This is a genomic window from Rhizobium sp. N324 (assembly GCF_001664485.1).
Lineage (GTDB): Bacteria > Pseudomonadota > Alphaproteobacteria > Rhizobiales > Rhizobiaceae > Rhizobium.
In genome coordinates this window covers 421,033-436,160 of the sequence record NZ_CP013635.1, presented here as the reverse complement: position 1 = coordinate 436,160, position 15,128 = coordinate 421,033, and the positions used below count along the sequence as shown (strand labels likewise).

Sequence of the window (15,128 nt, the reverse complement as noted above, 5' to 3'; positions counted from 1 at the left end):
CGATCGAATGAAAGAAGGCCGGGCGTGGTTGCCCGGCCTTCGATGCGATCCGCCTTGGGAGGACGTCGGTCGTATTACTGCGTATCCATGTGCTGCTGCGGCCGCCACTTCGCCAGGCGGTTTTCGATCAGCGTCATGATGTATTCGGCAACGAGCGTGACGACCATGACGAGGAGGATTGCCGCGAACATGCCGGCCGCGTCGAAGGTGCCCTTGGCGATCGAGATGAGCTGGCCGATGCCGAAGCGGGCGCCGACGAATTCGCCGACGATGGCGCCGATGATCGCAAAGCCGAAAGAGACGTGCAGGCTGGCGAAGATCCAGCTCATCGCCGAGGGAATGACCACCGTGCGGGTCACCTGCCAGTCCGAGGCGCCGAGGATGCGGGCATTGGCGATCATGTTGCGGTCGGCCTCGCGCACGCCTTGGAAGGCGTTGGCGAAGACCACGAAGAACACCATGATGAAGGCGAGCGCCACCTTGGAGGGCAGACCGAGGCCCATGATCATGATGAAGATCGGGGCAAGCACCACACGGGGGATCGAGTTGATCGCCTTGATGTAGACGGAGAAGATATCCGAGAGGAAGCGGTTGCGGCCGAGGCCGATGCCGACGAAGACGCCGGTGATCGAGCCGGCGAAGAAGCCGATCAGCGCCTCTTCCATCGTCACCCAGAGATTGTACCAGAGCGACCCTTCGGTGGTGCCTTCGGTCGCCCATTCGTAGAGGCGCTCAACGACGCCGCTTGGGCTGGAATAAAAGAACGGATCGATCCACTGCATGTTGGAGGAGAGCTCCCACATGCCGATCACGAAGACCAGGATAGCGATCTGCCAGAAACGCACCAATAGTTTGCGCTGCCGTATCGCCTTCAGTGCCGACGCCTCAATTTCCGTGTCCGATGTGCCCGGCCGAAACATGGTGGCCGAACCGGCCTCAAGAGTGGTGTGTGCCATGATGTCCTCCCTCAGGCCGCTTCGCTGGCGCGGCGGTAGCTGGTTTCGACCTCTTCGCGCAGGTCCTCCCAGATCGTCTTGCAGTAGTCGATGAAGTTCTGTTCGTAGCGGATCTCCGACACGACGCGGGGGCGGGGAAGATCGATGGTGTAGACCGACTTGACCGTCGCAGGACCGGCGGTGAGCACATAGACCTTGTCGGCGAGCGCCACGGCCTCTTCGAGATCGTGGGTAACGAAGACAACCGAGGCCTTGCGCTCCGCCCACAGCTTCAGGAGCTCCTCATGCATGACGGTGCGGGTCTGCACGTCGAGTGCCGAGAAGGGCTCGTCCATCAGCAGGATCTCCGGCTCGTTGATGAAAGTCTGTGCCAGCGAGACGCGCTTGCGCATGCCCCCCGATAGCTGATGGGGATAGTGATGGAGAAACTTCGACAGGCCGACGCGCGCCAGCCAGTCGCGGGCCAGCTTCTCAGCCTCGGCGCGAGACTTGCCGCGGAACAGCGGCCCGGCCATGACGTTGTCGATGACGTTTTTCCAGGGAAACAGCGCATCGGTCTGGAAGGCGAAGCCGACACGCGGATCGATGCCGGTGATCGGCCCGCCCATCAGGCGGACTTCGCCGGCGGAGGGGCGTGCGAGACCCGTCACCAGATTGAGCGTCGTCGATTTGCCGCAGCCGGTCGGGCCGACGACGGCGACGAACTCGCCGCGGGCGACCGTCATGTTGAAATCGCGCAGCGCAGTCAGGGATTTTCCGGTCGGCGAGACGAAGCGCCGGCTGACATTGATCAGCTCGATCGCCGGGATCTGTTTGTTGTCCTGTTGCATGGTGATACCTGAGGCGTGCTTGAGGGCGCGCACGCAAAGCCCATGATCGAACGGAGGCCGCTCCCGCTTGGGAGCCGGGAGCGGCGCGACTGACTTACTGGACGTTCTTGACGAATTCCGTCGTGTAGGTCTTGGAAAGGTCGATCTGCTTGCCCTTGACGTTCTTGGAGAATTCCGAGAGCACGGCAAGCACGGTCTTCGGACCGTCTTCCGGCATCACGCCGTCCGGCGTGAACATGCCCTTGCCCTCGTCGAGAGCCTTGATGTAGCCGTCCTTGTCGCCGACGTAGAAGTCCTTCGGCATCTTGTCCGCGATCTCGGCGGCGGAATGCGTGTTGATGTATCGCAGCGTTTTGACGAAGGCGTTGGCGAGCTTCTGCGCCTCGTCCTTGTGCCCGTCGACCCAGGCGGTTTCCATGTAGAGCGAGGCGGCCGGATAGGTGCCGCCGAGCGCCTTTCGGGTCGATTCGACTGTGCGCATGTCGACGAGAACGCTGGCTTCGCCTGTTTTGACGAGGCGCGAGATCGTCGGCTCCGTCGTCATGCCGGCCTGGATCTGATCCTGCTGCATGGCGGCGATGAACGTGCCGCCGGCACCGACGGGAACGGTGACGACGTCACCCGGCTGCAGGCCGGCCTTCGAGGCCATGAAGAGCGTCAGGAAGTTGGTGGACGAGCCGAGGCCGGTCACGCCGAGGGTCTTGCCTTTGAAATCGGCCGGCGACTTGATGTCAGGATGCTTGCTCGAGACCATCTCGACCTCACCCGGCGCCTGGCTGAACTGGACGAGGGATTCGACGAATTTGCCCTTGGCCTGCAGGTCTACGCAGTGATCGTAGAAGCCGACGACACCCTGGACGGCGCCTGCCAGCAACTGGTTTTCGGCATCGACGCCGGCAGCTTCGTTCAGGAGCTCGACGTCGAGACCCTCGTCCTTGAAGTAACCGAGGGATTCAGCGAGTTTGGCGGGCAGATAGATCTGCTTCTCATAGCCGCCGACCATGATGGTGATCTTGTCGGCCGCGTGGGCCGCCGTTGTGGCAAAGGATGCCGCGGTCAGCAGCGCGGAAAAAGCGACGGTGTGAAAAAGGCTGCGTGAAGAACGCATTGATATCTCCTCCTGGTGGTGTGCTGCATCGTCGTCTCGCCACTTCGACCGTGTCTCCTCCACGATGCTGCCCTTTCCTATGACCTCGAAGCTTTCAGTTAGCTTTCAGCCGCAGACGGCGGTAAACAGTCCGCCATGCATCCCGGTGATGCGCGCTGGGCAGTGGCCATCACAATAAAGGCGGCTGCGTAAACCGGCCAGCAGCTTCGCTCCCCAAGCCCATGTTCAGATGGCGGGTTGGCTGGTGAATCCCGGAAAACCTGTAGCGCTGGCAGCGCTTCTCGCGGGCCTCAGCTCGTAAAGCTTCGCAGATCCTTCAGCAGGTTGCGGTATCTGGCCTGGCTGCCGACCAGATGCTCGCGCATGGCGTTGCGCGCCGCCTGATCGTCCCTGTCCGAGATGGCCATGACGATCGCTTCGTGTTCCCTGTGGATCAGCTTTCGGTAAGCGGTCTGCTCGGCGGTTCTCGTTTCCGGAACGAGCCGCGACTGCGGAATGATCACGGTTCCCTGCGATTCCAGGAAGTGCTTGAACAGCGGGTTGTTCGTCGCCTCGGCGATCGCCACATGAAGGTCGAGATCCGCCTCGCGGATGGATTGATCCGTCTCGATGCGCTGGAGGATTTTCCGGTGGCATTCGAAAATCGCCTCCTCCTGCGCCGGCGAGCGACGCAAGGCGGCAAGTCCCGCCGCCTCGATCTCGACAGGCGTTCGGATTTCGAGCACTTCCAGATCGGAGGCGACGCGGGCCTTGTCGACCTTTCGGCCTGACAGCGCCGGATCAGCGCCGATCACGAAAATGCCTGCGCCCTGACGCACCTCGACCAGTCCGTCGGAACGAAGCGCAGCAACCGCTTCGCGCACCACGGTGCGGCTGACGCTGTGCGTCTCGGTGAGTTCATGCTCGCTCGGAAGCTTGTCGCCGGCGGCATACTGGCCGCTGAGGATCGCCTGCCGAAGGCTTTCGCCGACCTGCGAGACCAGCGATCCCGTGCCTCTGCTGCGATCCTTCATCTGCATAGCCACGCCTTGACCCCCGCTCCGGCTTTGATCCGGATGCTGCCAAGATCGGTGACATGCGACATCCTGATTCATCACACATGTATGACAAATTTTCCTTTCTTTCAATGGAGGAAAAGAGCGCTACCATTCATGGGGTTCGACATTGGACATAATCGGAACCAATCACTATGATTGATTATGATTGAAAGGAGGTTTTGATGGAAACCAAAGTGCTGACTGCGCATGTTCCCCTGTCCCTTGCGCAAAAGGTCGATCAACTCGCCGCGAGGCTTGAGCGCTCGCGCGGCTGGATCGTCAAGCAGGCGTTGACGGCATGGATCGATCAGGAGGAGGAGCGTCGCCGTTTGACGCTGGAAGCGCTGGCTGATGTGGATGAAGGCAAAGTGGTCGATCATCAGTCCGTCCAGGCCTGGGCCGATAGTCTCGACAGTGACGCGCCGGTTTCGCTGCCTCGTTAATGGAACTCAAATGGACGAGCAAAGCGGTCTCGGACATTGGCCGCCTCTATGCCTTTCTCGCTCCGGTCAATCGACAGGCGGCGGCTCGGACTGTGCAGGCCTTGACGGCAGCGCCGCTGCGGCTGCTTGAGCAGCCGCGCCTTGGCGAGCGGCTGGAGGAGTTCGATCCTCGGGAGGTCCGCCGCATTCTCGTTGGTCACTACGAGCTACGTTATGAAATACAGCAGTCGGCCATCTATGTATTGCGGCTCTGGCATACGCGTGAAGACCGGTAAAAAACGACAGGGGTTGGGCACGTTATTGAAAGTGTCCTCCAGAAGCGCTGCCGGCTGAGAGTTGCTCAAAGCCGCCTGGTCGACTCCCCGCGCACGAATCTCGGCGTCAGGATAAAATCCTGCGGCGGCTCGGCGGCGGCCTCGGGGCTTGCGATCCGTGCCAGCAGGCGCTGGGCTGCGAGGTCGCCGAGCTTCTGGGCATCCTGCACGACCATCGTGATGCGCGGCGTGATGACGTTGCTCCAGGGCACGTCGTCGACCATCGCCAGCGATACGTCGTCGGGGCAGCGGAAGCCCATTTCCTGCATCACCTGCAATGCTGCCAGGCCCATCATGTTGTTGGCGCCGATGATGGCGGTCGGCCGGTCGCGGCGGGTGAGCAGCCGCATCGCCTGCGCATGGCCGCCGGTCCTGGTGTAGCCGCCTTCCACCACCAGCGACGGGTCGACATCCACGCCGGCGGCCGACATCGTATCCATAAAGCCCTTCAGGCGCTCATCGGCTGTATGCAGGCCGGAGGGGCCGGAAATGAAGCCGATGCGCCGATGGCCGAGTTGCAGCAGATGCTCGGTCAGGATGGTCGTCGTCAGCGGATTGTCGGAGCCGACGAAATCGCGTTCCGCGCCCTCCACCTTCTGGTCGAACATCACGATCGGGGTCTTGAAGTCGCGCAGGAACGCCGCGTATTCCGCGCCGTGGCCGTTTGTCGCCAGCGCGATGCCGGCGATCTTCTGCGCTTCCATCCGCTCCAGCAAGGCCCGTTCGAGTTCGGCCCGGCCGGAAGAATCGGCGATCAGGACGAAATAGCCGTGGTCGAGCGCCTGGTGCTCGATCTCCCGGCGGATGTCGCCGAAGAACATGTTGCCGAGATTGGCCGAAACGAAACCGATCAGCGAACTGCGGCCGCGCGCCAGCGTCTGGGCCACCGGATCGATGCGGTAGCCGGTCGATTTGATCGCTTGCTGGATGCGGTCGAGCGTCTCTGCGCCGACACGTTTCGGGCTGTTGAGCGCGAGCGAGACGGTCGAGATCGAAACCCCCGCAAGGCGCGCGACATCTCGTATGGTCGTCATGTCTATCGAACCGGTTCTAAAGCCTTGTTATGTCAGTTTCTATGTCCCGCTGCAACAGGCTTGCCTGAGATGGCCTCTCAAAGCCGGAAAACTTTTCGAAGGCAGTTGTGGTGGAATCGGCTTGACAGGTCGGACAGCAAGGAAGATGTTCAATCACCGAACCGGTTCGATATGATGTCGGGCCGGAAAACAGGGAGGAGAAACCTGTGACGAGTTCGGAGCGCCAGCCGCAAAATCAGGTGTCGGGAGCGGGTAAGCACGCCTGGTTCAGCCATGACAGACTGGGCATGTTCATCCATTGGGGCCTCTATGCTCTCGGAGCCCGGCACGAGTGGCTGAAAAACCGCGAAGAGCTGACCGACGAGCATTACCAGCGCTATTTCGACAATTTCGATCCCGATCTGTACGATCCCAAGGAGTGGGCGCGCCGGGCGCGTCTCGCTGGCATGAAATATGTCGTGGTGACGACCAAACATCACGAGGGCTTCTGCCTCTGGGACAGCAAGGCGACGGATTACAAGGCGCCGAACACGCCCTGCGGCAGGGATCTGCTGACGCCGCTGGTCGAAGCCTTTCGCGCCGAGGGGCTGAAGATCGGCTTCTATTATTCATTGCTCGACTGGCACCACCCGGACTTCCCGATCGACGTCCACCATCCCTTGCGCAACCATCCCGAGGCCAAGGCGCTGAACGCCGGCCGCAACGTCGCCAACTACGCCGCCTATATGCGCGAGCAGGTGCGCGAGCTTCTGACCGGATTCGGCCGTATCGACATCATCTGGTTCGATTTCAGCTATCCCGGCCGCGAATATCATGGCTTGCCAGGCAAGGGACGCGCCGACTGGGAGAGCGAGCGGCTGATCGATCTGGTGCGAGAGCTGCAGCCCGAAATCATCGTCAACAACCGTCTCGATCTGCCGCCGGGCAAGCTGCCCGATGTGACGACGCCGGAGCAATATACGCCGCGCGTGGCGCCTGCCATCGCCAGCCAGGGCGTGCTCTGGGAAGCCTGCCACACCTTCAGTGGCTCCTGGGGCTATCACCGCGACGAGGATAGTTGGAAGAGCCCGGAACAGATCATCCAACTGCTGATTGATTCCGTCGCGCTCGGCGGCAATCTGCTAATGAATGTCGGCCCGACCGGGCGCGGCACCTTCGACGCGCGCGCCGTCGATGCGCTCGAAGTCTACCAGAACTGGATGGCGGTTAACGCTCGCTCCATCTACGGCGCCGGCCCATCCGATTTGCCGGTGCCGGCCGGATGCCGCTACACCGAGCGCGGCAACCGTCTCTATCTGCACGTCTACAACTGGCCCTACCGCCACATCCACATCGAAGGCCTCGCCGACAGGATCGCTTATGCGCAGTTCCTGCACGATGCCAGCGAAGTGCGCTGGCTCAGCCATACCAAGGATGTGGATTCCAATATCGGCGTGATGGTGCCTGAAGGCATGATCATGTTCGAACTGCCGGTCCGGCGACCTGACGTTACCGTCCCGGTGATCGAGATCGTCCTCAAGGCGTGAACTCGGTCGCATCCGCGTGTTCATTGCGTCATGGAGGGAGGAGAAACCCATGAAGGTTTTGAAGAAAACGCTTTTGCTCGCCGCAATCGGCGGCAGTCTTTTCGCAACCACCGCATCGGCCGAGCAGGTGACCCTGACCTGGCAGATGTGGACCGGTTCCGATGCCGATACGAAGGGCTGGCAGCACCTGGCCGATATGGTCACCGCCAAGTATCCCGATATCAAGGTGACGCTGACGACGACGGGCTGGGTCGATTACTGGACAAGGCTGCCGGTGCTGGCGGCATCGGGCCAGCTTGCCGACATCGTTTCCATGCAGTCGCTGCGCATGCCGAATTTCTATTCGCTGCTTGAGCCTCTGAATGACCGGATCGCGGCCGACAAATTCGACGTCGGCGCTTTCACCCCCTCGATCATCGGCGGCATGTCCGTCGACAAGCAGCTTTACGGCCTACCTTACGATGTCGGCCCCTGGGTCATCTATTATAACCAGGACGCGCTCGAAGCCGCCGGCATTCCGTTGCCGAAGCCGGGCTGGACGCTTGCGGAATTCACCGATGCCGCCAAGAAGCTCACCAAGGACGGCAAATACGGATTCGGCATCACACCGCAGAATTATTCGGTTCTGGCGTCGGCCTGGGGCGATAAATATGTCAATGATTCAGGAGAACTCGACCTGACCAATCCGGGCGCCATTGCGGCGGCCGAGAAGGTGATCGGCTTTGCCGCCAAGGACAAGGTCGCGCCGCTGGTGCCGTCGAGCGCCGATGCCGGCACGGTCATCCAGGGCCGGTTCTATTCGGGCAATGTCGCCATGTATGTCGACGGACCCTGGTCGATCATCGGCATGAAGGACAAGGTCAAGTTCAAAATCGGTTCCACCTCCCTGCCGCGTGGAGAGGCGGAGCTTACGGCGGTCACGGCGGGCTCAGGTTTCGGCATCGCCACGACGAGTAAGAACAAGGATGCGGCCTGGAAGGCGATCCAGGTGCTGACCAGCCCGGAGGCATTGCAATATCTCGCCGAACAGGGCCGCGCGCTGCCGGCGCGCACGGCCTCGCAATCCTCCTGGTACAAGGTGGCGGCCAAGGACATCACCAATGGCGGCGAGGCGATCGACTATTCCCTGGCGCATTCCGTGCCCTACGTGATCACCAACAACTGGGCGGCGGTGGAAAACCTCTTCAACCAGTATTTCCCGCCGGCCTTCGGCGGCAGCGCCGGCGCCAAGCAGACGATGGAGTCGATCCAGAGCCTTGCGCAGCAATAGAGCATGTCACGCAAAAATATGCGCGGTTTTGCGATGACGGCGTGCGTGAAAACAAGGGCTTAAAGCGCGGCAGGATTGCCGCGCATGGAGGAAGACATGTCGCAAAGCGCCGTCGCCGAAATTCCCCTGCAGCCCGGCCGGCCGCGGCGCTTTCTAAAACCTGAGACGCAGACGGCCATGCTGTTCCTGCTGCCGAGCTTTCTCGGCTTCATGATTTTCATGGCCCTGCCGATCCTGGCGTCGCTGGCGCTCTCCTTCACCAACTGGCAACTGATCTGGACGCCGTCCTTCGTCGGATTTCAGAATTATATCAAACTCTTCACCGTCGATCCGGCCTTCTACGCCATCTTGCGGAACACGCTGTTCTTCGCCGTCGAGTATCTGGCTGTGAACATCATCGTCTCGCTGACTCTGGCGGTGTGGATATCCAGTCTGAAACGCGGTAAGGCGATCTTCCGGGTGATCTTCTTCCTGCCGACCTTCACGCCGACGATCGCAGCCTCTGTGGTGTGGCTGCTGATCTTCACGCCGGACGGACTGGCCGACACCATCATCCGCGCGCTCGGCCTTGGCCTGCCGAATTTCCTGCTGAGTTCGAGCTGGGCGATGCAGGCGGTCGTGCTCGTCACACTCTGGGCCAATGTCGGCTACAACGTCGTGATGTTCAACGCCGCCCTCGATCTGGTGCCGAAGCACTATCTCGAAGCGGCGACGATCGACGGCGCCAACGCCTGGCAGCGCTTCTGGCGCATCCGTCTGCCGCTGATCTCGCCGACCGTCTTCTTTGCGACCGTGATGACGGCGATCACCTCGCTGCAGGTCTTCGACGAAATCTTCGCGATGACGCGCGGCGGCCCGGGCTCGGCGACGGCGACCCTCGGCTTTGCCATCTACCAGAAGGGCTTCACCAACTTCCAGATGGGTTATGCCTCCGCTCTCGCCTGGGTGATGTTCGTCATGATCATGGCGCTCACCATCCTCCAGTTCCACATGCAGCGCAAATGGGTGCATTATGACGACTGACCCGACCTCACGGCATCCGCATTCCGTTTCGGCGGATCGGCGCCGCATCCTGCGGCGCATCGGCAGCTTTTTGAGTTATGCGGGACTTTCGCTGATCGCGCTGCTTTTCCTCTTTCCATTTTTCTGGATGGTGTCGAATGCGGTGCGCTCCAACGCCGAGGTGATGGCCGTGCCGGTCCGCATCTTCCCCGAGGAATATCAGTGGGGCACCTTCGTCGAAGCCCTGGTGTCCCTGCCGTTCGGCACCTTCCTGTTGAATTCCATCATCGTCGCCTGCGGGGTCACGGCGATCGTGATTGCAGTATCCTGCCTTTCCGCCTACGCCTTCGCCCGGCTGAGGTTTCCCGGCCGCGAGGGACTGCTGCTCACCTATCTCAGCACGCTGATGATCCCGCAGGTGATGCTGGTCATCCCGCTCTTCCTTGTCGTCAGCAAGCTCGGCTGGATCAACACCTATCACGGCATGATCTTGCCGGTCGCCTTCTCTTCCTTCGGCACCTTCCTGCTGCGGCAGTTCATCCTCGGCATTCCCAAGGATCTCGACGAGGCGGCGATGATGGACGGTGCCTCGCGCCTGCGCATTCTCGTCACCGTCATCGTGCCGCTTGCCATGCCGGCGATCGGCCTTTTGTCGCTCTTCACCTTCATCGCCCAGTGGAAGAGTTTCCTGTGGCCGCTGATCGCCACCAGCGGGGTGGAAAAAGCCACGCTTCCGCTCGGGCTCACTCTGTTCCAGACCCAGCAGGGCACGGCGTGGAACTACATCATGGCGGGCGCGACGATCTCCATGCTGCCGGGTGTCGTCCTGGCCATCGTGCTGCAAAGGGTGATCTATAGAGGCATCACCGTCAGCTCCGGCTTCGGCGGAAGATAGTTTACATAAAAACAGAGATTTAAGTGCATCGCGCGAAGTTCGAGGCGAAGCCGGTCAAGGTCGGCTGCTCGCCGCCGAAGAAGGCGCTTCCGCGCCGCAAGATCATATCCTCGCGTTTAACGTTCGCTTCCTCACGAAAAGTAAAATTTAACCAAAATTTGAAATAACGCGTTCAAATCGAATTGCGCAGGGGAATTCATGAAAACGGCCACGCTTGCATCCATCGCCTTGGCGATATCGGTCTCTGTTGCCAATGCACAGACGATCGGGGTTTCGATGACCAATCTCGACAAGTTCAGACAGATGCTTGTGAACGGCGTCGTCTCGCACGGGAAGACGATATCAGGCCTCAAGCTCGTCACCCAGAACGCCAATGGCGACAATGAACTGCAGAAGAAGCAGGTTCAGCAGTTTGTCGCCGACAAGGTCGATGCCATTATCATGATGCTGTCTGATGGCGATCTCGGGCCGCAAATGACCAAGATCGCCGCGGATGCCGGCATTCCGCTGATCTACATCAATACGACGCCCTCCAATCTCTCGGACTTGCCGGACGATCAGGTTGTTGTCGCCTCCGATGAGAAAGACTCCGGTACGCTGGAGACGAAGCAGGTGTGCTCTCTCCTCAAGGGCAAGGGCCGCGTCGTCGTGCTGATGGGCGAGGTCTTCCATGTGGCCGCCCGCACCCGCACCCAGGATATATCCGATGTCATCGCGACGCCGGAATGCAAAGGCCTTGAGATCGTCGAGCAGCAAGCGGCCTATTGGTCGCGCGATTATGCCGATCAGCAGATGCAGGAATGGCTGGCGGCCGGCGTCAAGTTCGATGCTGTGATCGCCAACAATGACGAGATGGCGCTCGGTGCGATCCGCGCCATGAAGAAAGCCAATATCCCGATGAAGGACGTCGTCGTCGGCGGCGTCGACGCGACCGACGACGCGCTCGCCGCGATGGTGGCGGGCGATCTCGATGTCACCGTTCTGCAGAGCGCCGTCGGGCAGGGCGCGGCGGCCGTCGATGCCGCCATGAAGCTCATCAAAAAGGAAAAGGTGCCGCGCGAAAACAACGTGCCCTTCGAACTCGTCACACCTGAGAATATTGCCCAATACCTGCCGAAGAGCCAGTGAGCATAAGAGGCCTATGATGTTGCATTTCTGGAATAAATTCGGCATTCGCGCGCAGATCACCGCAGGCTTCGTGCCGTTGATCCTGCTGATGAGTCTGCTCACCGTCAGCGCGATCTCCGGCATGAACGGGCTCGCCGCGATCTTCGCTTCCTACCGTGTCACGGCCGGCCAGAGTCTGGCCATCTCCGACTACAGCGACCAGCTGCACGAAATCCAGATGTCGGCGGAGGCTTTCCGCTCGACGCCGACACAGGCTGTCGTCGACAGCTTCCGCGCCGGTGTGAAGGCTTTCGAGGCGGACGATCCGCGTTTTGCCGGCAACAAGGACCTGCAGTCGGGGCTTGCAGAAATCCGCCAGGATATTGCCGCTTACGGCAAGGCATTCGAACAGATCGTCTCCCTGCAGGCCCGGCGCGACATATTGATCTCCAAGGTCACCGAATTCGGCCCCTGGACCAGCATCGCGCTCAACGACGTCGTGCGCAGCGCCTGGCGCCAGAACGATGTCGCCCTGCTGCAGATGACGGCGGCGACGCTGGAGGCCTTGAACCGCAGCCTCTATTTCTCCGAACGCTTCGTCCATTCCAACGATTTTGCGGCTTACGACACGGCGCAGGCGGCTCTCGCCGAAGCCGTGGCGCTCAATGATGCCGCCGCCAAGGCTGCCAAGAACGAGCTGCAGAAGAAGCGCCTGATGGGCGCCGGCCAGCTCATGCAGAACTACACCGCCCGTCTCGGCGACATGAAAGAGGTGCTGCAGGCCTCCGGCAATATTCGTCAGACGCAGCTCGGCGTGCTTGCGCCGAAGATATCAGGCGAGTTCACGGATTTGCAGGCAACGGTGACAGGCGCGCAGAAGAACCTGGATGGTTCGGTGGACGCGACGGTTGCCTCCGCGACCAGCACGACGCTCGTCATCAGCGGGCTGCTGATCGTCATCGGCCTCGTGCTTTCCTATCTCGTCGGCCGGCTGATTTCCTCGGCGGTGCGCAAGATGGCCCAGTCCATGGAGCAGCTTGCCCGCGGCGAGGAGGGGATTGCGATAACGGGTGTCGAGCACCGCCACGAACTCGGCGCCATGGCGCGTTCGCTGAAGGTTTTCCAGGAGACCGGCCGCGCCAAGCTGATCGCCGAAGCCAATGCCGAACGGGCTCGCCTGGCCGCCGAAGAAGAGCGGCTGCGCCAGCAGGCCGAGCGGCTTTCCGATGCGCAGGTGATGGAACATGCCTTCCGCCAGATCTCCGTCGGCCTCGATGCGCTGTCGAAGGGTGATCTCACCGTCCGCGTCGGCGAAGTCGACCATCGCTACGTCAGGATCCGGGATCATTTCAACAACTCGGTCGCGAGCCTCGAGGAAGCGGTCGACTCCGTCATTCACGCGGTCGCCACCATCCGGTCAGGCCTTGCGGAAATCTCCACGGCCTCCAACGATCTCGCCCGCCGCACAGAGCAGCAGGCAGCATCCCTGGAAGAAACGGTCGCAGCACTCGGCGACGTCACCCGCGGCGTCAACGGCACGGCCGAGGGTGCAGGCCGCGCCCAGGCTGTCGTCGCGACGGCCCGCACCAATGCCGAAAAGGGCGGCGAGATCGTCGCCCGCGCCATCGACGCGATGACGGAGATTCAAAATTCGTCGTCCAAGATCGGCAACATCATCAGCGTCATCGACGAAATCGCCTTCCAGACCAACCTCCTGGCACTGAATGCCGGCGTCGAAGCGGCGCGCGCCGGTGAAGCCGGCAAGGGCTTTGCGGTGGTTGCCCAGGAAGTCCGCGAACTCGCCCAGCGTTCCGCCAATGCGGCAAGGGAGATCAAGCAACTGATTTCCACCTCCTCGGCGCAGGTCAAAACCGGCGTCGAGCTGGTCGGCGAATCCGGCCTCTCGCTCGAACAGATCGTCGAGCAGGTCACCGCGATGAATGCAACCGTCGCCGAGATCGCCGTTGCCGCCCGCGAACAGGCGACGAGCCTGCGCGAGGTCTCGGCCGCCGGCGACCAGATGGACAAGGTGACGCAGCAGAACGCCGCTATGGTCGAGGAAACCACGGCGGCCGCCCAGAGCCTGACCCAGGAAACCGAAAGCCTTGCCGAGTTGCTGCGGCGCTTCAAAACCGGTAGCGGCCGGGCATCGGAGCAGCGGCATTACGCCATGGCGTCCTAATGCTCTGCTGATAGTGCGAGAGAACACCGCTGCCTCGAAAGGGCGGCGGTGAGCGCGCGTCAGTGGCTTCCGGATGCCGGGCCGTGCGGCACGCCGGCGATGCTCTTTCGCACATGACGGACAGCGGTCCAGACGGCGAAGAGCACGAGCGGGATCGCGCCAAGGACGGCGAGTTTTGCCACGTGCGGATCGACGCCGAGTACGGAAATGCTTTCGAGGCAGATCTTCACCAGGCCGACGGTATAGTAGGTAATGGCAATGACCGAAAAGCCTTCGACCGCCTGCTGGATATGCACCTGGATGCGCGCCCGCTCTTCCATCGACGTCAGCAGCGAGGCGTTCTGATCTTCGAGCTGAACCTGCACGGTGGTTCTGAGCAGGTCTCCGGCCAGGCTGACGCGTTCGGCCAATTCGTCGAGCCGCCGTTCTGCTGCATAGACCGAGCGGACAGCCGGTTGGAAGCGCCGGTCGATGAAGGTGCCGAGCCTCTGTCTTTGCTCGACCCGCTCTTCTCGAAGCTCCGACAGCCTGCTCGCCACGATCTCGGCATAGGCTTTCGTCGCGCCGAAGCGGTGGCGGGCGAGCGCCGAGAAGTTGAGCACATCGGAGGAGAGCCTCGTCACCTCGGACAGCAGCGCCTTATCGACTTTGACGGCGCTCTGCATGTGGACGATCAGGAGATCGAGGCGCTGGTCAAAAGCGGAAAGCTTCGACACGGTCTCGCGCGCCATCGGCAACGCCAGCAGCGCCATCATCCGATATGTCTCGATTTCCAGGAAACGCCGGACCATGCGGCCGGTGCGATAGGCGTTGAGGTTGCGGTTGAAGAACAGGAACTCGAGGAAGCCGCTGTCGGTCAGTCGAAAGTTCGAATGCACCTCGGCATCACCGCCGCCGACCCGCGAAGCGACATAGTCGAGTTTGGGTTTCTCCAGGATGCGCCCATCCTTTTCGTCACGCACCAGCACGCGCACGGCCGCTATGACCTTTCCGCCAATCTGGCTGCAGCAGGCCCGAAAGGCTTCCGGCGGGTTGCTGCCGGGTTCGGCCGATGCCGGCACGACGAAGGTGAGGGTGAGGAACTCGGTATGGGCCTCCCATTTCAGCCGGCCGTCGCCGACGCGGCCGATGCCGTGATTGCCCTCGCCGGTCGTGGTCACATCTTCCAATCCCGGCAGGGAACCGGGCGGCGAAGGAGGGCCATTCTCGCCGACGATAGCGACATGCCAGACATCGGTGTCGCCATCGAAATACAGCGACGGCCGGGCATGCAGCTCGTTGTGAAGCTCCCTGCGCAGCGGATGCTCGGAACCCATCGGCATGGAGATGCACCTCTATACGGTAGACAGTGGCTGGGTCGCCGGCGGAATGACCGGGTAATTTGATGTGGCGCCCAAGGCTGGCCCAGGCAGACAACGCCTATA

General features: G+C 61.6%; 14 protein-coding genes. 8 read left to right on the top strand and 6 right to left on the bottom strand.

Annotation, left to right across the window (positions count from 1 at the left end):
* Positions 1-74 precede the first annotated feature (74 nt).
* The 4 genes from AMK05_RS31925 to AMK05_RS31910 form a co-directional block, all read right to left on the bottom strand.
* The gene (locus AMK05_RS31925; RefSeq protein ID WP_064844564.1) at positions 75-956 is read right to left on the bottom strand and encodes an ABC transporter permease; all 882 of its coding nucleotides are present in this window, start codon (positions 954-956) and stop codon (positions 75-77) included.
* An 11-nt stretch (positions 957-967) separates the two neighbouring features.
* Entirely contained in the window at positions 968-1,786 is an 819-nt protein-coding gene (locus tag AMK05_RS31920; protein WP_064844561.1) for an ABC transporter ATP-binding protein, read from the bottom strand.
* A gap of 94 nt (positions 1,787-1,880) precedes the next feature.
* The gene (locus AMK05_RS31915) at positions 1,881-2,894 is read right to left on the bottom strand and encodes an ABC transporter substrate-binding protein (RefSeq protein WP_064844559.1); all 1,014 of its coding nucleotides are present in this window, start codon (positions 2,892-2,894) and stop codon (positions 1,881-1,883) included.
* A 290-nt stretch (positions 2,895-3,184) separates the two neighbouring features.
* Complete coding sequence (locus AMK05_RS31910) at positions 3,185-3,913, bottom strand: FadR/GntR family transcriptional regulator (RefSeq protein WP_064844557.1); 729 nt, start codon at positions 3,911-3,913, stop codon at positions 3,185-3,187.
* Between the two features lie 200 nt (positions 3,914-4,113).
* On the opposite strand from AMK05_RS31910, the gene AMK05_RS31905 reads away from it, so the two are divergent.
* Positions 4,114-4,374, top strand: a complete 261-nt coding sequence (locus AMK05_RS31905) for a CopG family ribbon-helix-helix protein (protein ID WP_064844555.1) — start codon at positions 4,114-4,116, stop codon at positions 4,372-4,374.
* The gene (locus tag AMK05_RS31900) at positions 4,374-4,649 is read left to right on the top strand and encodes a type II toxin-antitoxin system RelE/ParE family toxin (protein WP_064844553.1); all 276 of its coding nucleotides are present in this window, start codon (positions 4,374-4,376) and stop codon (positions 4,647-4,649) included. The genes AMK05_RS31905 and AMK05_RS31900 overlap by 1 nt, the downstream gene beginning before the upstream one ends.
* A gap of 65 nt (positions 4,650-4,714) precedes the next feature.
* Here the strand turns inward: AMK05_RS31900 and AMK05_RS31895 are convergent, their stop codons facing one another.
* Positions 4,715-5,722 carry a LacI family DNA-binding transcriptional regulator gene (locus AMK05_RS31895; protein ID WP_064844551.1) on the bottom strand — a complete coding sequence of 336 codons (1,008 nt, stop codon included), beginning with the start codon at positions 5,720-5,722 and terminating at the stop codon, positions 4,715-4,717.
* Positions 5,723-5,928: 206 nt separating this feature from the next.
* Here AMK05_RS31895 and AMK05_RS31890 point away from each other — a divergent pair, with 206 nt between their 5' ends.
* The 6 genes from AMK05_RS31890 to AMK05_RS31865 all read left to right on the top strand — a co-directional run bounded on the left by AMK05_RS31890 (position 5,929) and on the right by AMK05_RS31865 (position 13,704).
* Positions 5,929-7,248, top strand: a complete 1,320-nt coding sequence (locus AMK05_RS31890) for an alpha-L-fucosidase (RefSeq protein WP_064844549.1) — start codon at positions 5,929-5,931, stop codon at positions 7,246-7,248.
* Between the two features lie 49 nt (positions 7,249-7,297).
* On the top strand, positions 7,298-8,518 hold the full coding sequence (locus AMK05_RS31885) for an ABC transporter substrate-binding protein (RefSeq protein ID WP_064844546.1): 1,221 nt from the start codon (positions 7,298-7,300) through the stop codon (positions 8,516-8,518).
* 96 nt (positions 8,519-8,614) lie between these two features.
* On the top strand, positions 8,615-9,541 hold the full coding sequence (locus AMK05_RS31880) for a carbohydrate ABC transporter permease (RefSeq protein ID WP_064845016.1): 927 nt from the start codon (positions 8,615-8,617) through the stop codon (positions 9,539-9,541).
* Positions 9,531-10,415 (top strand): carbohydrate ABC transporter permease, encoded by an 885-nt coding sequence (locus AMK05_RS31875; protein ID WP_064844544.1) that lies wholly within the window; start codon positions 9,531-9,533, stop codon positions 10,413-10,415. The genes AMK05_RS31880 and AMK05_RS31875 overlap by 11 nt, the downstream gene beginning before the upstream one ends.
* Positions 10,416-10,613: 198 nt before the next feature.
* On the top strand, positions 10,614-11,543 hold the full coding sequence (locus tag AMK05_RS31870) for a substrate-binding domain-containing protein (protein WP_064844542.1): 930 nt from the start codon (positions 10,614-10,616) through the stop codon (positions 11,541-11,543).
* A gap of 16 nt (positions 11,544-11,559) precedes the next feature.
* Positions 11,560-13,704 (top strand): methyl-accepting chemotaxis protein, encoded by a 2,145-nt coding sequence (locus AMK05_RS31865; RefSeq protein ID WP_064845014.1) that lies wholly within the window; start codon positions 11,560-11,562, stop codon positions 13,702-13,704.
* Positions 13,705-13,763: 59 nt separating this feature from the next.
* On the opposite strand, the gene AMK05_RS31860 is transcribed toward AMK05_RS31865, so the two are convergent.
* Entirely contained in the window at positions 13,764-15,026 is a 1,263-nt protein-coding gene (locus AMK05_RS31860) for a DUF3422 domain-containing protein (protein ID WP_064844540.1), read from the bottom strand.
* Positions 15,027-15,128 lie beyond the last annotated feature (102 nt).

Coding starts and splice junctions, on each gene's coding strand:
- AMK05_RS31895 (WP_064844551.1), bottom strand. CDS start 5,722: ATGACGACCATACGAGATGTCGCGCGCCTTGCGGGGGTTTCGATCTCG.
- AMK05_RS31880 (WP_064845016.1), top strand. CDS start 8,615: ATGTCGCAAAGCGCCGTCGCCGAAATTCCCCTGCAGCCCGGCCGGCCG.
- AMK05_RS31910 (WP_064844557.1), bottom strand. CDS start 3,913: ATGCAGATGAAGGATCGCAGCAGAGGCACGGGATCGCTGGTCTCGCAG.
- AMK05_RS31905 (WP_064844555.1), top strand. CDS start 4,114: ATGGAAACCAAAGTGCTGACTGCGCATGTTCCCCTGTCCCTTGCGCAA.
- AMK05_RS31875 (WP_064844544.1), top strand. CDS start 9,531: ATGACGACTGACCCGACCTCACGGCATCCGCATTCCGTTTCGGCGGAT.
- AMK05_RS31865 (WP_064845014.1), top strand. CDS start 11,560: ATGTTGCATTTCTGGAATAAATTCGGCATTCGCGCGCAGATCACCGCA.
- AMK05_RS31860 (WP_064844540.1), bottom strand. CDS start 15,026: ATGCCGATGGGTTCCGAGCATCCGCTGCGCAGGGAGCTTCACAACGAG.
- AMK05_RS31925 (WP_064844564.1), bottom strand. CDS start 956: ATGGCACACACCACTCTTGAGGCCGGTTCGGCCACCATGTTTCGGCCG.
- AMK05_RS31915 (WP_064844559.1), bottom strand. CDS start 2,894: ATGCGTTCTTCACGCAGCCTTTTTCACACCGTCGCTTTTTCCGCGCTG.
- AMK05_RS31885 (WP_064844546.1), top strand. CDS start 7,298: ATGAAGGTTTTGAAGAAAACGCTTTTGCTCGCCGCAATCGGCGGCAGT.
- AMK05_RS31870 (WP_064844542.1), top strand. CDS start 10,614: ATGAAAACGGCCACGCTTGCATCCATCGCCTTGGCGATATCGGTCTCT.
- AMK05_RS31920 (WP_064844561.1), bottom strand. CDS start 1,786: ATGCAACAGGACAACAAACAGATCCCGGCGATCGAGCTGATCAATGTC.
- AMK05_RS31900 (WP_064844553.1), top strand. CDS start 4,374: ATGGAACTCAAATGGACGAGCAAAGCGGTCTCGGACATTGGCCGCCTC.